Annotated in this window: 18 protein-coding genes and 2 pseudogenes; 8 read left to right on the forward strand and 12 right to left on the reverse strand. The window is 70.9% G+C overall.

Annotated features, from left to right (window positions below; all coding sequences use genetic code 11):
- Positions 1 to 69: 69 nt before the first annotated feature.
- From AC5JOC_RS15160 to topA, 3 genes and pseudogenes are all read right to left on the reverse strand, one after another.
- The gene (locus AC5JOC_RS15160; protein ID WP_137243700.1) at positions 70 to 1,203 is read right to left on the reverse strand and encodes a DNA polymerase III subunit delta'; all 1,134 of its coding nucleotides are present in this window, start codon (positions 1,201 to 1,203) and stop codon (positions 70 to 72) included.
- A 181-nt stretch (positions 1,204 to 1,384) separates the two neighbouring features.
- Positions 1,385 to 2,021 (reverse strand): annotated as a pseudogene (gene tmk, locus AC5JOC_RS15165) (dTMP kinase).
- The gene (gene topA, locus AC5JOC_RS15170) at positions 2,018 to 4,873 is read right to left on the reverse strand and encodes a type I DNA topoisomerase (RefSeq protein ID WP_494246895.1); all 2,856 of its coding nucleotides are present in this window, start codon (positions 4,871 to 4,873) and stop codon (positions 2,018 to 2,020) included. Before topA ends, tmk begins: the two are co-directional and overlap by 4 nt.
- Positions 4,874 to 5,034: 161 nt before the next feature.
- Here topA and AC5JOC_RS15175 point away from each other — a divergent pair, with 161 nt between their 5' ends.
- The gene (locus AC5JOC_RS15175; RefSeq protein ID WP_079706888.1) at positions 5,035 to 5,280 is read left to right on the forward strand and encodes a DUF8847 domain-containing protein; all 246 of its coding nucleotides are present in this window, start codon (positions 5,035 to 5,037) and stop codon (positions 5,278 to 5,280) included.
- A gap of 19 nt (positions 5,281 to 5,299) precedes the next feature.
- Here AC5JOC_RS15175 and AC5JOC_RS15180 read toward each other — a convergent pair whose 3' ends face one another.
- Genes AC5JOC_RS15180 through AC5JOC_RS15190 form a run of 3 tightly spaced genes read right to left on the reverse strand, consistent with a single transcriptional unit; the run spans position 5,300 to position 6,289 of the window.
- The gene (locus tag AC5JOC_RS15180) at positions 5,300 to 5,680 is read right to left on the reverse strand and encodes an Rv3654c family TadE-like protein (RefSeq protein ID WP_494246896.1); all 381 of its coding nucleotides are present in this window, start codon (positions 5,678 to 5,680) and stop codon (positions 5,300 to 5,302) included.
- A gap of 39 nt (positions 5,681 to 5,719) precedes the next feature.
- Entirely contained in the window at positions 5,720 to 6,031 is a 312-nt protein-coding gene (locus AC5JOC_RS15185; protein ID WP_159879647.1) for a TadE family type IV pilus minor pilin, read from the reverse strand.
- A gap of 45 nt (positions 6,032 to 6,076) precedes the next feature.
- Complete coding sequence (locus tag AC5JOC_RS15190) at positions 6,077 to 6,289, reverse strand: DUF4244 domain-containing protein (protein ID WP_121293956.1); 213 nt, start codon at positions 6,287 to 6,289, stop codon at positions 6,077 to 6,079.
- A 175-nt stretch (positions 6,290 to 6,464) separates the two neighbouring features.
- On the opposite strand from AC5JOC_RS15190, the gene AC5JOC_RS15195 reads away from it, so the two are divergent.
- Both AC5JOC_RS15195 and AC5JOC_RS15200 read left to right on the forward strand, forming a co-directional pair.
- Positions 6,465 to 6,815 carry a PadR family transcriptional regulator gene (locus tag AC5JOC_RS15195; protein ID WP_079706884.1) on the forward strand — a complete coding sequence of 117 codons (351 nt, stop codon included), beginning with the start codon at positions 6,465 to 6,467 and terminating at the stop codon, positions 6,813 to 6,815.
- A complete protein-coding gene (locus AC5JOC_RS15200) occupies positions 6,812 to 7,375 on the forward strand; it encodes a hypothetical protein (RefSeq protein ID WP_494246728.1) in 564 nt (187 codons plus the stop codon). The genes AC5JOC_RS15195 and AC5JOC_RS15200 overlap by 4 nt, the downstream gene beginning before the upstream one ends.
- Positions 7,376 to 7,422: 47 nt before the next feature.
- On the opposite strand, the gene AC5JOC_RS15205 is transcribed toward AC5JOC_RS15200, so the two are convergent.
- From AC5JOC_RS15205 to AC5JOC_RS15220, 4 genes are all read right to left on the reverse strand, one after another.
- Positions 7,423 to 8,289, reverse strand: a complete 867-nt coding sequence (locus tag AC5JOC_RS15205; RefSeq protein ID WP_494246730.1) for a type II secretion system F family protein — start codon at positions 8,287 to 8,289, stop codon at positions 7,423 to 7,425.
- On the reverse strand, positions 8,264 to 8,488 hold the full coding sequence (locus AC5JOC_RS15210) for a hypothetical protein (RefSeq protein ID WP_494246731.1): 225 nt from the start codon (positions 8,486 to 8,488) through the stop codon (positions 8,264 to 8,266). Before AC5JOC_RS15210 ends, AC5JOC_RS15205 begins: the two co-directional genes overlap by 26 nt.
- Positions 8,485 to 9,519: a TadA family conjugal transfer-associated ATPase gene (locus AC5JOC_RS15215; RefSeq protein WP_494246732.1), complete on the reverse strand. Its 1,035-nt coding sequence runs from the start codon at positions 9,517 to 9,519 to the stop codon at positions 8,485 to 8,487. The genes AC5JOC_RS15210 and AC5JOC_RS15215 overlap by 4 nt, the downstream gene beginning before the upstream one ends.
- 111 nt (positions 9,520 to 9,630) lie before the next feature.
- Positions 9,631 to 10,710: a LacI family DNA-binding transcriptional regulator gene (locus tag AC5JOC_RS15220; RefSeq protein WP_494246733.1), complete on the reverse strand. Its 1,080-nt coding sequence runs from the start codon at positions 10,708 to 10,710 to the stop codon at positions 9,631 to 9,633.
- A 151-nt stretch (positions 10,711 to 10,861) separates the two neighbouring features.
- On the opposite strand from AC5JOC_RS15220, the gene uriH reads away from it, so the two are divergent.
- The 4 genes and pseudogenes from uriH (at position 10,862) to AC5JOC_RS15240 (ending at position 14,177) form a co-directional block, all read left to right on the forward strand.
- Positions 10,862 to 11,809 carry a uridine-preferring nucleoside hydrolase UriH gene (gene uriH / locus AC5JOC_RS15225; RefSeq protein WP_079003118.1) on the forward strand — a complete coding sequence of 316 codons (948 nt, stop codon included), beginning with the start codon at positions 10,862 to 10,864 and terminating at the stop codon, positions 11,807 to 11,809.
- A 119-nt stretch (positions 11,810 to 11,928) separates the two neighbouring features.
- Positions 11,929 to 11,991 (forward strand): annotated as a pseudogene (locus AC5JOC_RS15230) (hypothetical protein); the annotation flags it as partial.
- Positions 11,992 to 12,064: 73 nt separating this feature from the next.
- Positions 12,065 to 13,243 carry an MFS transporter gene (locus AC5JOC_RS15235; RefSeq protein ID WP_494246734.1) on the forward strand — a complete coding sequence of 393 codons (1,179 nt, stop codon included), beginning with the start codon at positions 12,065 to 12,067 and terminating at the stop codon, positions 13,241 to 13,243.
- 10 nt (positions 13,244 to 13,253) lie between these two features.
- The gene (locus tag AC5JOC_RS15240; RefSeq protein ID WP_124769887.1) at positions 13,254 to 14,177 is read left to right on the forward strand and encodes a ribokinase; all 924 of its coding nucleotides are present in this window, start codon (positions 13,254 to 13,256) and stop codon (positions 14,175 to 14,177) included.
- A 43-nt stretch (positions 14,178 to 14,220) separates the two neighbouring features.
- Here AC5JOC_RS15240 and AC5JOC_RS15245 read toward each other — a convergent pair whose 3' ends face one another.
- Both AC5JOC_RS15245 and AC5JOC_RS15250 read right to left on the reverse strand, forming a co-directional pair.
- On the reverse strand, positions 14,221 to 15,018 hold the full coding sequence (locus tag AC5JOC_RS15245; RefSeq protein ID WP_137243709.1) for a hypothetical protein: 798 nt from the start codon (positions 15,016 to 15,018) through the stop codon (positions 14,221 to 14,223).
- Positions 15,015 to 15,233 carry a hypothetical protein gene (locus AC5JOC_RS15250; RefSeq protein WP_494246735.1) on the reverse strand — a complete coding sequence of 73 codons (219 nt, stop codon included), beginning with the start codon at positions 15,231 to 15,233 and terminating at the stop codon, positions 15,015 to 15,017. The genes AC5JOC_RS15245 and AC5JOC_RS15250 overlap by 4 nt, the downstream gene beginning before the upstream one ends.
- Positions 15,234 to 15,360: 127 nt before the next feature.
- Between AC5JOC_RS15250 and AC5JOC_RS15255 the strand changes: the two genes are divergently transcribed.
- Positions 15,361 to 15,696: a hypothetical protein gene (locus AC5JOC_RS15255; protein ID WP_494246736.1), complete on the forward strand. Its 336-nt coding sequence runs from the start codon at positions 15,361 to 15,363 to the stop codon at positions 15,694 to 15,696.
- Positions 15,697 to 15,815: the final 119 nt, after the last annotated feature.

Consider the following 15,815-nt stretch of genomic DNA (forward strand, 5'->3'; position numbering starts at 1 on the left):
GCGACGGGGTGCACCGGTCGATCCCGTCGAGTCCGACGGCTGCTGCCTGGGCGAAGTCACAGAGGCTCCCTACCGGACCGCCGACACGAGCATGGCCTCCAAGGCCAGCGCCGGGGCGACGTTCCCTTCGATTCGTGTGCGGGCGACGGAGATCGCCTCCAAGGTTTCGATCGTAACCGCAGGCGTCGTCCGGCGAGCGGCTTCCTCGAGTTCCGGACGCAATTCACGGTTGATGATCGTGGCGTCGTGCCCCAGCTGCAGGAGCACGATGTCGCGGTACAGCGAGAGCAGGTCGACCATGATCCGGTCGAGCCCGTCGCGCAGGCTGCGGGTGGCGCGCCGCTTCTGGTCCTCCTCCATCGCCCGGACCTGCGAGCGGAGGGCCGGCGGGACCGACTGACCGGGCTCGACGCCGAGTGAGCGCAGGGTGCTCTCCCGCTCGGCCTCGTCGCGGAGCGAGGTGTACGCCTTCGCGTCGTCGCCCGCCAGCTCCAGGAGGCGGCCAGCGGTGACGACAGCCTGCCCCGCGCTCCTGATGTCGAGCACGGCACGGAGCGTGGACTCACGGCGCTGCCGAGCGCCGGGGTCGGTCGCGAGACGGTGAGCCATGCCGACGTGGCTCTGCGCCTCGCGAGCGGCGCGTTCGGCGAGTTCAGGTGCCACACCGTCGCGCCGTTCCAGCAGCTCGGCGACGTCGTCGATGGTGGGGACGCCGAGGCGGACCGAGCGGACGCGCGACCGGATGGTGGGCAACAGGTCGGCCTCGCTCGGCGCGCACAGCACCCAGATCGTGCTGCTCGGCGGTTCCTCGAGCGACTTCAGCAGCAGGTTGGACGTGCGCTCGGTCATGCGGTCGGCGTCCTCGACGACCATGACGCGGAAGCGACCGACGGACGGCGCGCGGTAGGCGTTCCGGACGAGGTCGCGGACCTCGTCGATCGTGATGATGACGCGATCGGTGCTCAGCGCGGAGAGGTCGGGGTGGGTGCGCGCCTCCACCTGACGACGGGTGACGTCGTCGCCCCCGGGCTCGCGGCTGAGGAGCGCGGCGGCGAACGCGTAGGCGAGGGTCGACCGGCCGGAACCGGGCGGCCCGGTGATGAGCCAGGCGTGGGTGAGGCCCTTGGGCGTGACCGGGTCCGACGCCGACTGGAGGAGCTCGATCGCGTCGCGTTGACCCGTCAAGTCGGTCCAGGAAGCCATGCCTCTACGATACCGGGCGGTACCGACCTGAGCCGGCGGGGTGCCCTTCGACAGGCTCAGGGACCGGGAGGATGTGGGCTCAGGGGCCGGAACGGTGTGGGCTCAGGGACCGGAAGGGTGTGCCCTTCGACAGGCTCAGGGACCGGAAGGGTGTGCGCTCAGGGAGCGGGAGGGTGTGCGCTCAGAGGAGCGGCGCGATGCGGGCCTGGATGTCGGCGGCCAGTCGCTCGGGCGGGAGCGCGGCGTCGACGACGAGGAACCGCTCGGGCTCCGCGGCCGCGAGGGCGAGGAACGACTCCCGCACCCGGGTGTGGAAGTCCTGCGCCTCGGCCTCGAGCCGGTCGAACCGCTTGTTGGCGTTGTCGAGACGACCACGGGCGACCGCGACGTCCAGGTCGAGGAGGACGGTGACGTCGGGCAGGAGGTCCTCGGCGGCCCAGAGCGAGATGCTGCGGATCTGCTCGGCGTCGAGCACGCGTCCGCTGCCCTGATAGGCGACCGACGAGTCGAGGTACCGGTCCTGCAGGACGACCTCGCCCCTCGCGAGGGCCGGGCGCACCACGGTGGCGATGTGGTGTGCGCGGTCCGCCGCGTAGAGCAGGGCCTCGGCACGCGGGCTGATGTCGCCTCGGTGATGCAAGCACGATCTCGCGGATCTCGACACCGAGCTCACTGCCGCCCGGCTCGCGGGTCCGGACGACCGTCCGCCCCTGCTGCTCGAACCAGTCGCTCAGGAGTCGCGCCTGCGTCGACTTCCCGACACCGTCGCCGCCCTCGAGGGTGATGAACAGGCCCCGAGGGCGTCCTCCCTCGCTCACGTGACGGCGTCGGCCTTCGCCGCAGCCGCCTTGTTCGCGGCGCGGGTCGCGGCAGCCTTCTTCGCCGCTTCCGAACGGGCGGTCGACGTGGCCGTCGCGGACTTCGTGGCCGCCGTCTTGGCGGTCCCCGTCTTCGCGGCGGCGGTCTTCTTGGCCGGAGCCTTCTTCGCGGGTGCCTTCTTCGCGGGAGCCTTGCGACCGGCCTTCGGCTTCGCCGGGCCCTTCGCACGCTTGTCCGCCAGGAGCTGGACCGCTCGCTCGAAGTCGACGTCCTCGACCTCCTCGCCACGAGGGATCGTCGCGTTGGTCACGCCGTCCGTCACGTAGGCGCCGAAGCGGCCGTCCTTGATCTTGATCGGCTTCCCGCTCTCGGGGTCGGCCTCGAACTCCTTGAGGGCGCTCGACGCCTTCCGGGCTCCGTACTTGGGCTGTGCGAACAGCTCGACGGCACCGGCGAGGTCGACCGCGAAGATGTCGTCCTCGGAGGTGAGCGACCGGGTGTCGGTGCCCTTCTTCAGGTACGGACCGTAGCGACCGTTCTGCGCGAGGATCTCCTCGCCCGACTCAGGATCGGCACCGACGACGCGCGGCAGGTCGAGGAGCTTGAGCGCGGTCTCGAGGTCGATGGTCGCGAGGTCCATCGACTTGAAGAGCGACGCGGTGCGGGGCTTCTCGGCCGCCGCCTTCTTCTTGGCGGGGGCCTTCTTCTTGGCACCCGCAGCAGGCTCGGTCACCTCGCCGGTCGCCGTGTCGACGGAGAGCTCCGCCTCGGGCTCCGGGTCGACCTCGGTGATGTACGGGCCGAAGCGTCCGTCCTTCGCGACGATCTCCTTGCCGGTCGTCGGGTTCACGCCGATGACGCGATCGCCGACGACGGGTGCGTCGATGAGCTCGTGCGCCTTCGCGGGCGTCAGCTCGTCGGGCGCGAGGTCCTCGGGCAGGTTGACCCGACGCGGCGTCGGGGCTTCCTCTCCCTCGGCCGGCGGCGGACCGTCGGGCGTGACCTCGAGGTACGGGCCGTACTTGCCGATGCGGAGCGTGACCCCGTCGTCGATGACGATCGAGTTGATGCGGCGGGCGTCGATGTCGCCGAGGTTGTCGATGACCTGACGCAGGCCGCGACCCGAATCGTCGCCGAAGTAGAAGCCCTTGAGCCAGTCGACGCGGTCGACCGAGCCGCCGGCGATCCGGTCGAGGTCGTTCTCCATCTCCGCGGTGAAGTCGTACTCGACGAGCTCCTCGAAGTACTCCTCCAGGAGACGGACGACGCTGAACGCCACCCAGCTGGGGATGAGCGCCTGGCCGCGCTGCGTCACGTAGCCGCGATCGATGATCGTGGAGATGATCGATGCGAACGTGGACGGTCGGCCGATGCCGAGCTCCTCGAGCCGCTTCACCAGGCTGGCTTCGGTGTAGCGCGGGGGCGGCGAGGTCTCGTGCCCCTTCGCCTCCGGGTCCTCGATGCCGAGCTGCTGGCCTTCGGTGAGGGGCGGCAGCTTCGCCTCGGACGCGTCGTCCTGGGAGTTGCGGTCCTCGTCCTGGCCCTCTTCGTAGGCGGCGAGGAAGCCGCGGAAGGTGATGACGGTGCCGGACGCGGTGAACTCGGCGCGGCCGACGTCGGTCTTCGACTCGAGCGTGATCGTCGCCGTGGAGCCCTTCGCGTCGGCCATCTGGCTTGCGACGGTGCGCTTCCAGATCAGGTCGTACAGCTTGAAGTCGTTGCCGCGGAGCGTCGAGGAGAGCGAGGACGGCGTGCGGAAGGTGTCGCCCGAGGGACGGATCGCCTCGTGCGCCTCCTGCGCGTTCTTGCTCTTGCCGCTGTAGAGGCGCGGCTTGTCGGGCACCGTCTCGGCACCGTAGAGGGCAGCAGCCTGCTTCCGGGCCGCGTCGATCGCCTGCTTGCTCAGCGACGGCGAGTCGGTACGCATGTACGTGATGTAGCCGTTCTCGTACAGCGACTGCGCGACACTCATCGTCTGGCGAGCGGAGAACCGGAGCTTGCGCCCGGCCTCCTGCTGGAGCGTGGAGGTCGTGAAGGGAGCCGCCGGCCGGCGGGAGTACGGCTTGGACTCGACGGAGAGGACGGTCGCCTTCGACTGCTCGAGTGCTGCGGCGAGCGCCGTGGCCCGCTGTTCGTCGAGCGGGACGGCACTGCCCTTGAGCTGTCCGAGGTCGTCGAAGTCGCGGCCGGTGGCGACGCGGTCGCCGTCGAGCCGGACGAGACGTGCGGTGAAGGGCGCTCCGGTGGCGTCGGCTTCGGGGAGGAAGCGGGCGATGACGTCCCAGTAGGAGGCGGCGCGGAAGGCGAGGCGCTCGCGCTCCCGGTCGACGACGAGTCGGGTGGCGGCGGACTGCACGCGTCCGGCGCTCAGCCCGGGGCCGACCTTGCGCCAGAGCACGGGCGAGATCTCGTACCCGTAGAGGCGGTCGAGGATGCGGCGGGTCTCCTGGGCGTCGACGAGGTCGGTGTCGAGGGGCCGCGTCTTGTCCTTCGCGGCGAGGATGGCGTCCTTGGTGATCTCGTGGAAGACCATGCGGCTGACGGGGACCTTGGGCTGCAGGACCTGCAGGAGGTGCCACGCGATGGCCTCGCCTTCGCGGTCCTCATCAGTCGCGAGGAGGAGTTCGTCGGCGTTCTTGAGTGCGCGCTTGAGGTCCGCGACGGTCTTCTTCTTCGCGTCGGAGACGACGTAGTACGGCTCGAAGCCGTTGTCGACGTCGACCGAGAACTTGCCGAGCGAGCCCTTCTTGAGCTCGGCGGGAAGGTTCTTCGGCTCGATGAGGTCGCGGATGTGACCGACCGAGGACAGCACCTCGTAGTCGTCACCGAGATATCCGGCGATCGACTTCATCTTGGTCGGTGACTCTACGATCACGAGTTTCTTGCCTGCCACGAGGCTCCTTCCATCAGGCACACCATACACACGTGCACAGCAGGCTTGTCCAATCGTGGGGCGGCCACGCGCGTGTCCATCCCCTTGCGTTCTGCGGCGTTCGGAGCAGAATGTCTGCCATGAGTACCCAGACGAACTACACCGTGAAGTTGACCGACGGTCCACTGGAGGGCAAGACGATCAGCGCCCGACTCAGCGACCACGGATCACCGACGCCCACCGTCGACGTGCCGAGCGGCACCGCCGGCAAGGTCTACCGGTACGCCCGGACGACCGGCGAGGAGTACGACGACTCCGGTGCCCCGAGCGCCGTCGACTACCGCTTCCTGGAGGCGGTCTTCACGACCGACTCCGGTCAGGGCTGACCGATCGCACCGCTACCTCTTAATAGGTGGCGGTCGCGGGCACCCCGACGACGGCGCCGGACGCCTCCGGAGGAGGTCCGGCTCTCGCGGCGACCGTGATGGCGCCGAAGGCCGTGTCGACAGTGGCGTCGACGAGGACGGTGACGCCCTCCACACTGCAGGTGCCGAGCGACGCCGCATTGCGCGCCGCGACCATGCGAGCAGTTTCGCAGGGGAAGCCTGGGAGACGACCGGACGCGGTGTCGGCTGCCGCCAACGCGGCTGCGTCGGCCGCGTTGGCCGCTCGCTGATGAGCGGCGAACAGCGTCACGACGGGCAGCGTCGCCAGGAGGACGGCGACCAGCGCCCCGAGGATGCCTGCCGCCAGAACCGACCCGGCTCCGGTCTCGTCGCGCAGGATCTCGCGCCGCGCGGAGGACCAGGCGGCGCCACCTCACGCTCATCGGCCGCCGCCCATGGCGCACGAGGATGCCGACACCGGGACGACGCCGGCCAGGCCGGATCCGCCGACGGCGTCGACGCGCACGCAGACGAGGTCGCCCTCCACGCCACTCGTCATGGTGGCCCCCGGCAGGACGCGCGCGACCCGACCCGCCGCGGTCCCGGCGTCGTCGCCTCGCCCCAGGCTCCGTGCTGCGTCCGCCGCGGCGTCGGTCGCACGGAGCTGGGTCAGCCCGACCTGCACCGCGGAGAGCCCCATCGCCAGCACGAGGACGACGGCCGGGACGACGACCGCGAACTCCGCCGTCACCGCGCCGTCCTCCGAACGGCACGTCGGTACCTTCAGCCGCACGGCTCAACCGTTCGCCGTCAGGGCTCGTCGGATGAGGTCGGTGAGGATGCCCCGCACCTCGTCTCCGCGAAGGATGGCGACGAGGAGTCCGGCGAACCCGACGGCCGCCATCGTGGCCACCGCGTACTCCGCCGTGGCGGACCCCCGTTCGTCCTGCAGGACGCGCCGCACCTCGCGCGTGACACGCTGCTCGACTCGACGACCGATCGTGATCATGATGTTCCTTCCCCGCACCGGAGTGCTGCGCTCGTGGCACGAACACCTCCATGTTCGGCGACCGCGTCCAACGACGCGCGGGCGGATCCGACGTCGGCGACGGGCCGGGTCGACAGGCCGGTTGTGGAGCGAACTCGCCTTGCACCGAACCGCTATTCATGCTTGAGTAATAGTCATGGATGAACAGCTGGCGGCGCGCGACTCGCAACTCCTCCGAGGCGTGTTGCCGATGCTCATCCTGTCCACCGTGCACCGCGGCGAGACCTACGGATACGAGCTCGTCGAGCGGCTCCGAGCCCTCGGCCTGGCCGATCTGGCGACCGGGGTCGTCTACCCGGTCCTCAGCCGGTTCGAACGCGACGGACTGGTGACCGCGCGTCGGGTCGCCTCCTCGGGCGGCCCAGCACGGAAGTACTACGCGATCACCGAACGAGGAGACGCGGCGAGGCTCGACGCCATCGCCCGCTGGAGGGCGATGACCGACATCGCCGAACGAGGAATCGACCCTGAAGGAGCATCAGCATGATCGACCAGAAGCACCCCACCCCGGACGACCTGCTCGCCGAGCGCGCTGCACGCGGACTGAGCGTCGCGGACCGCTGGCGACGCGACTCGTACCTGCAGCGCCTCGACTGGCACCTCGAGGCCGTGGTCACGGGGCGGGAACGCCGTTCGATCATCCGTTCACTCCGGGACGAGCTCTCGGTCGATCAGCGACCGATGACGATCGCCGTGGCCGACCTCGGCTCACCACGCGCTCTGGCCGCCCGCTACGCCGACGACCCGGCCCGCTTGCGACCGACCTGGTCGATCGGGGTCATCTGGGGCGGTGTCGCGATCCTCGCCTACTGGTTCTCGTTCGCCCTGTTCACCCTCGGGATGCTCGCGGTGGTCGAGCAGTCGACACTCGATGAAGCGCACGCACGGTTCTTCTTCGTCGACGTGCTCGCCTTCGCCAACGAAGACGGCATCGGCGTCGGCTGGTCCGGCGACGTCGCGTGGATCCTCGTGCCGATCGTGATCATCGCCGTCGCCGTGCTCGTCGGTGCACGCTGCTGGCGCGCACTGCCACGCTCCCGCGACTGAAGCAGTCAACGCCACTGCAGCAAGGCGGGTCGGCGGCGAACAGTTCGTCAGAAGCCGAGCGTCGTCGACGTGACGACGCTGAGGAGGAGCGGAGCCACACCGACGAGGAGGAAGGCCGGCAGGATGCAGACCCCGAGCGGGATCATGAGGCGGGTCGCGAGGATCGCGGCTGCCCGCTCACCGTCGGACCGCGCCTGATCACGCTGCTGCTCCGCCTCGCTGCGCAGCAGCTCACCGGCGGGGATGCCCGCCCTGGCCGACAGGGCGAGGACGCTCGTGATCGTGGCACCGTCGTAGGGGACGGCGAACCGCTCGCACGCCTCCTCGACGATCGACCGGGCCGCCGGCGCCGCTCCCCCACCCGCCATCGCCACCGCGACGAGGTCGAGCGACAACCCCGGTGCGGGGTCGCGCCTGGCCGCCCGTGCACTGAGCGCCGAACTCCAGCGCGCACCGACGACGAGGAACGCCACGCCGGCCGCGAGACAGCAGAGCCCAGGAGGCGTCGCGAAGAGCGTCCGCAGCGTGTCGAAGCCGAGGGCCATCCCGAGGAGGACGGCGACGAGCGGCAACCAGAGCACCAGCCTCGCCGTCGCGGACGGTCCGGCGAGCGCCGTGCCGACGTCGCGACCGATGCGGTCCAACTCGCGCAGCGACCCGGCGAGGTCGCGCAGACAGACGCCGAGTGGCGCGCCGCTGATCGCAGCGACCTGCCAAGCGGCGGCCAGGCCCGCCCAGGCTGTGCGCGCGCCAGCACCCGTCTCCTGATCAGCGATGGCGGCGATCGCCGCCGGCAGGTCGCCGCCGTGCGCTGCAGCATCGGCCACCGCTGACAGCACCGCCGCGTCGGCCCGATGATCGCTCGTCGGGCCGGCTTCGTCGTCCGGTTCATCCGTCGCGAGGCCGACGGACACCGCTGGCTGATCGCGTCCGCGCATCGGCGTCCGCTTCCAGGGCGAGATGCCTCCAGGCACTGCCGGGTGCGACGCCGGCACCCAGCAGCACGGCCAGACGACGGGTGGTGCGCGCCACGCGTGCCGGGCCGTCGTCATCGGGTGGGGCCGCGCCGGGAAGCGCCGCGAGCACCCGCCGCAGGACCCGTAGCCGGGTCACGGCAACTCCTCGACGGAGAGGCGATCGTGTTCGTCGATCAGGAGGCGGCCGACCGCGACCACCTGCCGGCCGACCGGGAGCCGTGCCAGGTGCACGATGAGTCCGATCGCGCTCGTCGCCTGACGGGCGACGGCCTCCTGACTCATGCCGGCGAGCGCACCGAGCGCCTCCAAACGGGCGGGCACGTCGGTCACGGAGTTCGCGTGGAGGGTGCCGGCACCACCGTCGTGCCCGGTGTTGAGCGCCGACAGCAGCTCGCGCACCTCGGGCCCCCGGCACTCGCCGAGGACGAGCCGGTCGGGACGCATGCGGAGGGCCTCGCGCAGGAGGCGTTCGAGGTCGATGCCGCCGGCCCCCTCCAGGTTGGCCTGGCGCGACTGGAGGGCGACGACATGCGGGTGGAGGATCCGCAGCTCCGCGACGTCCTCGATCACGACGAGCCGCTCGGCGGGCGAGGCGAGGCCCAGCAGGGCGCCGAGCAGCGTCGTCTTCCCGGAGCCACCCGCACCGGTGATGAGGATGTTCGTCCGGGCGGCGACGGCGTCGCGCAGCAGCTCGGCGACCGCCGCCGGGAACATCCCGGCGGCCTGCAGCGCATCGAACCCCAGCGCCTCGTCCCGCGGCACCCGGATGGACAGCAACGTCCCCCGGGTCGACACCGGCGGGAGGACCACGTGCACCCGCACCCCGTCCTGCAGACGCACGTCGACGCACGGGGTCGCCTCGTCGACATGCCGCCCGCCTCTCGCCACCAGGCGCACCGCGAGCGCTCGGATGGTCGCCTCATCGGAGCGCCACCCCGCCTCGCGGACGAGCCCGGCACCGTGGTCGAGCCAGAGGCCGGACGAACCGTTGACGAAGAGGTCGGTGACCCCCGGATCGGCGAGGTAGGGAGCAAGAGCCCCGAAGTCGGCGAGCGCCGTGACCCCGCGCGACTCGGCTGCACCAGCGGGTTCGGCGTCGACCGTCGCTTCCGGAGAATCAGGAGAGGCGGCATCGGGTGGGACGGAGACGACGAAGCGATCGGACATGCGGCGAGCGTAGAAGCCCTGGCTCGAACCCCGAGGCGCGGAGGCGCGGACCTCGCAAGCTCACGCGACCGGCCTCGCTTGTGGAGCGTCGTCGGCGAACCTCCGTGCGCCTCAGCGACCGATCGTCGAGGCGCGGATGACGAGGTCCGCAGCGATCACCGGGGCGGGTGCCACCGTCCGGCCCTCGATCCGGGCGAGGAGTTGCTCGGCGCCCGCGCGACCGAGCGCCTCACCGGGCAACCGCACGCTCGTCAACGGCGGGTCGCTCACCACCGACGACGCCAGGTCGTCGAACCCGACCACCGCGAGCTCCCCCGGCACCGGCATGCCCATCGCCCGCGCCGACTGCAGCACCCCGTACGCATGCGTGTCGGTCGCGCAGACCAGCGCGGTCACCCCGGCGTCGCGCCACCGCGGCCAGCTGTCGACGAACGCCGCGGCCGCCGCTTCGAGGTCGATGATGCTCTCCGCGCGATCGTCCGCGTGCACCCGCATCCCGCGCACGGCGGCCTCGCGCTCGAGCAGCAGTCGACGCAGGAGGAACGTGTCCGTCGCCGTGCGCCCACCGAGGTACCCGAGCTGCCGGTGACCCAGGACGTGGAGGTGGTCGAGGAGTGCTCGGACACCGCCGAGGAGGTCGAAGTCGACGGAGACGGCGCGTCGGTCGGTGACGACGGCACCGGACGCTGCCTCCGCCGTCGTCGTCGGGAGGCGGGGTGCGTCGAGCAACACGAGCGCGGTGTCGAGCCGGAGCTCGTCCAGGAAGGCCTCGCTCGGCGCGTCGACCACGACCCCGGCCGGTCGGAGGGCCGCGAGTCGGCCGAGCGCCGCCGCCGTCGGCACGTCGCCCTCCCCGGTCACCGACACGAGCAACTGGTACGCGTCGCCGAGGCCGGCCCGGAGCCCGCGGATCACCGCACCGAAATAGGGGTTCGACGCATCCGGCGTCACGAAGACGACCAGGTTGCTGGACCCGCTCGCGAGCGCCCGCGCGGCGTGGTCGGCGACGTAGCCGAGCTCCGCGATCGCCTGGCGCACCCGTTCGGCGTTCTGTGCCGAGACGTGCCCGGCATCCTTGCCGTTGGCGACGAGCGACACGGTCGCGACCGACGTCCCGGCCCGCTCCGCCACCATCGCCGCCGTGACGCGACGGGCGGCGCGTGGCTGGGGATCGTTCGGTTCGAGGGGCACCCGTCGATCGTATCGGGGCCGCGGAACCCTGGGCCGAACGACCCGGTTTGGCGAACCTAAAGCGCTTGACGTAGGCTGCTCCCGGCGGACCTGAAGCGCTTTACGTGCCGTGTCGCCCGCTTCCCCCAGCACCCCAACGATGTGGAGAACCATGCCCCGCAAGATCATCCTCGACTGCGACCCAGGCCACGACGACGCGATCGCGATCCTCCTGGCACACGGCAACCCCGAGATCGAGCTGCTCGCCGTCACGACCGTCGTCGGCAACCAGACGCTCCCGAAGGTCACCCGGAACGCCCTCGCCGTCGCCCGCATCGCCGGGATCACCGACGTGCCGTTCGCCGCCGGTGCCGACCGCCCGCTCGTGCGCCCGCTCGAGAACGCGCCGGACATCCACGGCGAATCGGGCATGGACGGCCCCGTCCTCCCCGAACCGGCGATCGCCCTCGACGACCGGCACGCCATCGACCTCATCATCGACCTCGTCATGTCGCACGAGCCGGGCGAGATCACCCTCGTCCCGACCGGCGGCCTGACGAACATCGCCCTCGCAGCCCGCAAGGAGCCGCGCATCGTGGAGCGCGTCAAGGAGGTCGTCCTCATGGGCGGCGGCTACCACGTCGGCAACTGGTCGGCGGTGGCCGAGTTCAACATCAAGATCGACCCCGAGGCCGCGCACATCGTCTTCAACGAGAGCTGGCCCGTCGTCATGGTCGGCCTCGACCTCACGCACCAGGCCCTCGCCACCCCGGAGGTCGTCGAGCGGATCGCCGCGATCGGCACCGGCCCGGCGCGCTTCGTCGAGGAGCTGCTCGAGTTCTTCGGCACCACCTACAAGGACGCGCAGGGCTTCGACAGCCCGCCCGTGCACGACCCGTGCGCGGTCGCCTACGTGATCGACCCGACGATCGTGCGGACCGTCAAGGTGCCGATCGACATCGAACTCACGGGCACGCTCACCCTCGGCATGACGGTCGCCGACTTCCGCAGCCCGGCTCCGGACGACTGCAGCACCTGGGCCGCGACCGAGCTCGACCACGCACGCTTCTGGGGCCTCGTCACCGACGCCCTCGAGAACATCGGGGAGATCGAGCTGTGAGCGACCTCCTGAACTCCACGAAGCCCGCCGTCCGCATCGGCGCCCTCATGACGGCGTTGCTCGCCGCCTGCGTCGCGTTCCAGTTGAACGCCAGCATGCTGAGCCCCGCGCTCGTCAGCATGGCGCGCGAACTGCAGACCGACGACGCCACCATCGGCCTCTCGCAGACGATGTTCTTCACCACCGCCGCACTGTTCTCCGTCTTCCTCCCCCGCCTCAGCGACATCATCGGCCGGAAGCGTGTCCTGACCGGGCATGCTCGTCATCATGCTCGTCGGCACCGTCGTCGCAGCCCTCGCCGTGAACGTCGAGATGCTGTTCGTCGGCCGCATCATCCAGGGCGTGTCCGGGCCGGTCGTGCCCATCACCCTGCTCATGCTGCGCGCCGAGGTCACCGACCCGAAGCGGTACGGCGCCATGATGGGCCTCATCACCGCGGTCAACGGCGGCATCGCCGGGATCGACGCCCTCGCCGGCGGCTGGCTCGTCACGAACCACGGCTTCCGGTCCGTCTTCTGGACCATGGCCGTCGTCGCAGCCGTCGCGATCGTCTTCGTCGTCCTGTGGGCCGCGAACTCGCAGCCCTCGAAGGGCACGAGGATGGACTGGTGGGGCGTGCTCCCGCTCGTCGTGTCGATCGCCGCCCTGCTCACCGCGTTCAACGAGGCCGGCAAGCTCGCGGCGGCGAACTGGTTGCTCGTCGGCGGGTTCATCGTCCTCGCCCTCGTCGCGTTCGCGATCTTCTGGACCGTCGAGAACCGCGTCGCCGAACCGCTGGTGGCCACGAAGTACCTCCGCCAGCGCAGCACCTGGGCGCTCCTGCTCACGACGCTGCTCACGATGACCGGTGTCTTCGCCGTCGCCAACGGCCTCGTCACCTCGATCGCCCAGAACGCCGACGCGGGCTTCAGCATGGAGGCCGACCTCGCCTCCCTCGCGTTCCTGACGCCGTACGCCCTCGTCGGCTGGCTCGTCGGCCCGTTCGCCGGTCGTCTCGCGCCCACGCTCGGCTACCTGAACGTGCTCCGCATCGGCCTCATCGGCAGCATCGTCTCGATCGTCATCATGGCGCTCGTCGGTGTGCACTCGCTCCCCGTGCTCATCGCGACGACCGTCCTCATCGGTGCGACCTACGCGGGCATCGGCAACATCATGCTCAACGGGCTGGGCATCGTCCTGTCGCCGAAGGAGAACCCGGGCTTCCTGCCCGGACTGAACGCGGGCGCCTTCAACCTGGGCGCCGGCCTCAGCTTCGTCGTCCTCCCCGCCGTCCAGATCGCCGTCGCACCCGCCGGAGGGACGTCGACGGCCGGGTACACGAGTGCCATGCTGGTCGGCGCGGGCATCACCGCGGTCGCCCTGCTGGTGTCGTTCCTCATCCCGAAGCCCGCGGGCGCCGAGGTCCGTCCGGCCGAGACCGCCTCGGCAGCCTAGGAAGGTCACCATGCAGAGTCCACGCATCGTCGTCGTCGGGTCCTTGAACGCGGACCTCGTCGTCCGCACGGCCCGCTTCCCGCAGCCCGGGGAGACGCTCACGGGATCCGAACTCGCCGTCATCCCCGGCGGCAAGGGCGCCAACCAGGCGGTCGCCGCGGGCAGACTCGGCGGCGACGTCACCATGGTCGGCGCGGTCGGCGACGACGCGCACGGGTCCCTCCTGCTCGAGTCGCTCTCGAGCTCCGGGGTCGACGTCACCCGGATCGCCCGACGTGACGACGTCGCGACGGGCACCGCGGTCATCACCGTCGACGACGCCGGGGAGAACACGATCATCGTGTCGCCCGGGGCGAACGGCACCCTCACGCCGGATCGGATCGGCGAGGCGTGGACGGCGCTCGACGGTGCCGGTGTCGTCTGCCTGTGCCTCGAGGTGCCGATCGACACCGTGCTCGAGACGGCCCGGCGGGGCGCCGCGGCCGGCGCGCTCGTGCTCCTCAACCTCTCCCCCTACGGTCCGGTGCCGGAGGAGCTCCTCCAGGCGACCGGCGTCCTCCTCGTGAACGAGCACGAGGCGGCCGACCTCGCAGGGGTCGACCCGGAGGAGGCCGGGTGGGAGGCGACCGCCACGGCACTGCGCAGCCACGGCATCCGACGAGCCGTCGTCACGACCGGGGCCGCAGGCAGTGTCGTGATCGACGGCGAGGCCGACCCGACGTCGGTTCCGTCGCCGACGGTGGACGCCGTCGACACCACCGGCTGCGGCGACGCGTTCATGGGCGCCCTCGCGCTGCGACTCGCTGCCGGAGACGAGCTCGTCGACGCGGCTCGATTCGCCTCGACCGTCGGCAGCTACGCGGCGACCGGGGCCGGCGCCCAGGCGTCGTACCCCGATCAGGAGCAGCTCGCGGCGTTCCTCGAGCAGCGATGAGCCACGGGGTCCCTCGTGAACCGACGCGGGACCCCGTGGCGCCTCACCCGGCCGCGATCACCCAGAGGTAGAGCACCGCAGCAGCGGCGATCGCCCAGCTCGTGAAGCTGCCGACGAGGAACTCCTCAGCCTTGCCGCCGACACCGCGATCCTCGGAGATCTCCGGGAAGCGCACGATCCCCTTGGCCGCGACGAGGGCGGCGATCACCATGCCGGTACCACTCAGCGCGAGGACGACGATGAAGACCCGTTCGAGCGGGCCGATGAGTCGGCCACCGAGCAGCTGCGTCGTCGGACGCAGCGGCGTGCCGCCCTGCTCGACGCTCCCCAACTCTCGACCGCGGATCCTGACCGTCCAGGCGGAGGCGGGTGCCGCGGCCGGTTGCGGCTCATCGTCCTCACGCGCGCGGCGCAGCGACGCCCGCACGATGAGGTTGCTGCTCCGCGTGAGGAAGACGAGGGTCGACCCGGCTGCGACGGCGAGGGCCAGGGGCACCTCCTGCAGCACGCCGAGGTCGAAGCCCGCGTAGACCTGCGCTGCGGCGCTGTCGGCCGTCCCGCCCGCCCCGAACACGAGCGTGGAGGCGACGACGAGGAGACCGAGCAGCAGCACGGGCCAGAGTCCGCGCGGTCGCGAGGTGTCCGAGGACGGCATGGTCACGATCCACCCGAGGGCGACGAGGCCGGTCAGCGTCGGCCACCACCAGTCGAGCCCGAGGCCCAGCACGGCGAACAGCCAGACCACCACCAGCCCGATCGCCGGCGACCAGCGCGGGCCCCGGATCAGTCCACGACAGATGTCGGCGACCCCGATCATGAGCAGCAGGACGGCCGTGATCATCGAGTCGGCGCTCCGGCGAGCAGGTCGAGGGCCGAGACGAGCGCGGCACCGCCCGATCGTTGCAGGTTCTGCGACACCGCGGACTGCGAGATGCCGACCTCGGCCGCCATCGACTCCTGCGATCGGCCGAGGAGCGCACCCGCGGCGAGCTGTCGCTGTCGGGGGTTCCGCATCTGATCGATCGTGTGGTCGCGCAGGGTGAGGAGTGCGTTCACGATGGCGTCTCCGTCCTGGGGCGATTCGCCCTCGAACCACGATCGCAGGTACGGCTGACGTTTGTCCTCCCGCCGATGCGCCTCGTCGATGGCGGCTCGGGCCCGCCACCAGGCGGAACCGTCCTGGATGATGCGCGTCCTGCCCGGCGTCGATGTCCGTGACCTCGCCCCAGCCGAGGCCGAACCGGCAGTCGACCTCCGCAGGGAACAGGAGTCGCGCGAGGGTGGTGGCCCGCAGTGCGGTCGCGACGTCCGCGTACACGACCTGGAACTCGTCGCCGACCGTGGGACGCAGCGGCTGCTCGGCGGGCCAGGTGGCCTCCACCTGGAGGAAGACGTCCTGGATCGCACGCTGAGCGCGGGTGCGATCGTCGAGACGGCGGGAACCGACGATGTCGACGACGACGGCCAGGAAGAGATCGGTCATCTCAGAAGCATAGAGCTGATAGTGGCAGAACTATAAGCAATATTCGAATACTCACCAGCGGCCGCCTGCAGCCGACGCCGGAGACAGAAGAAGGCGGCACCCATTGGGGGGAATGGGTGCCGCCTCTACAGTGCCGGATTGGGGGGAATCGCTGG

The organism is Plantibacter sp. (assembly GCF_059073635.1).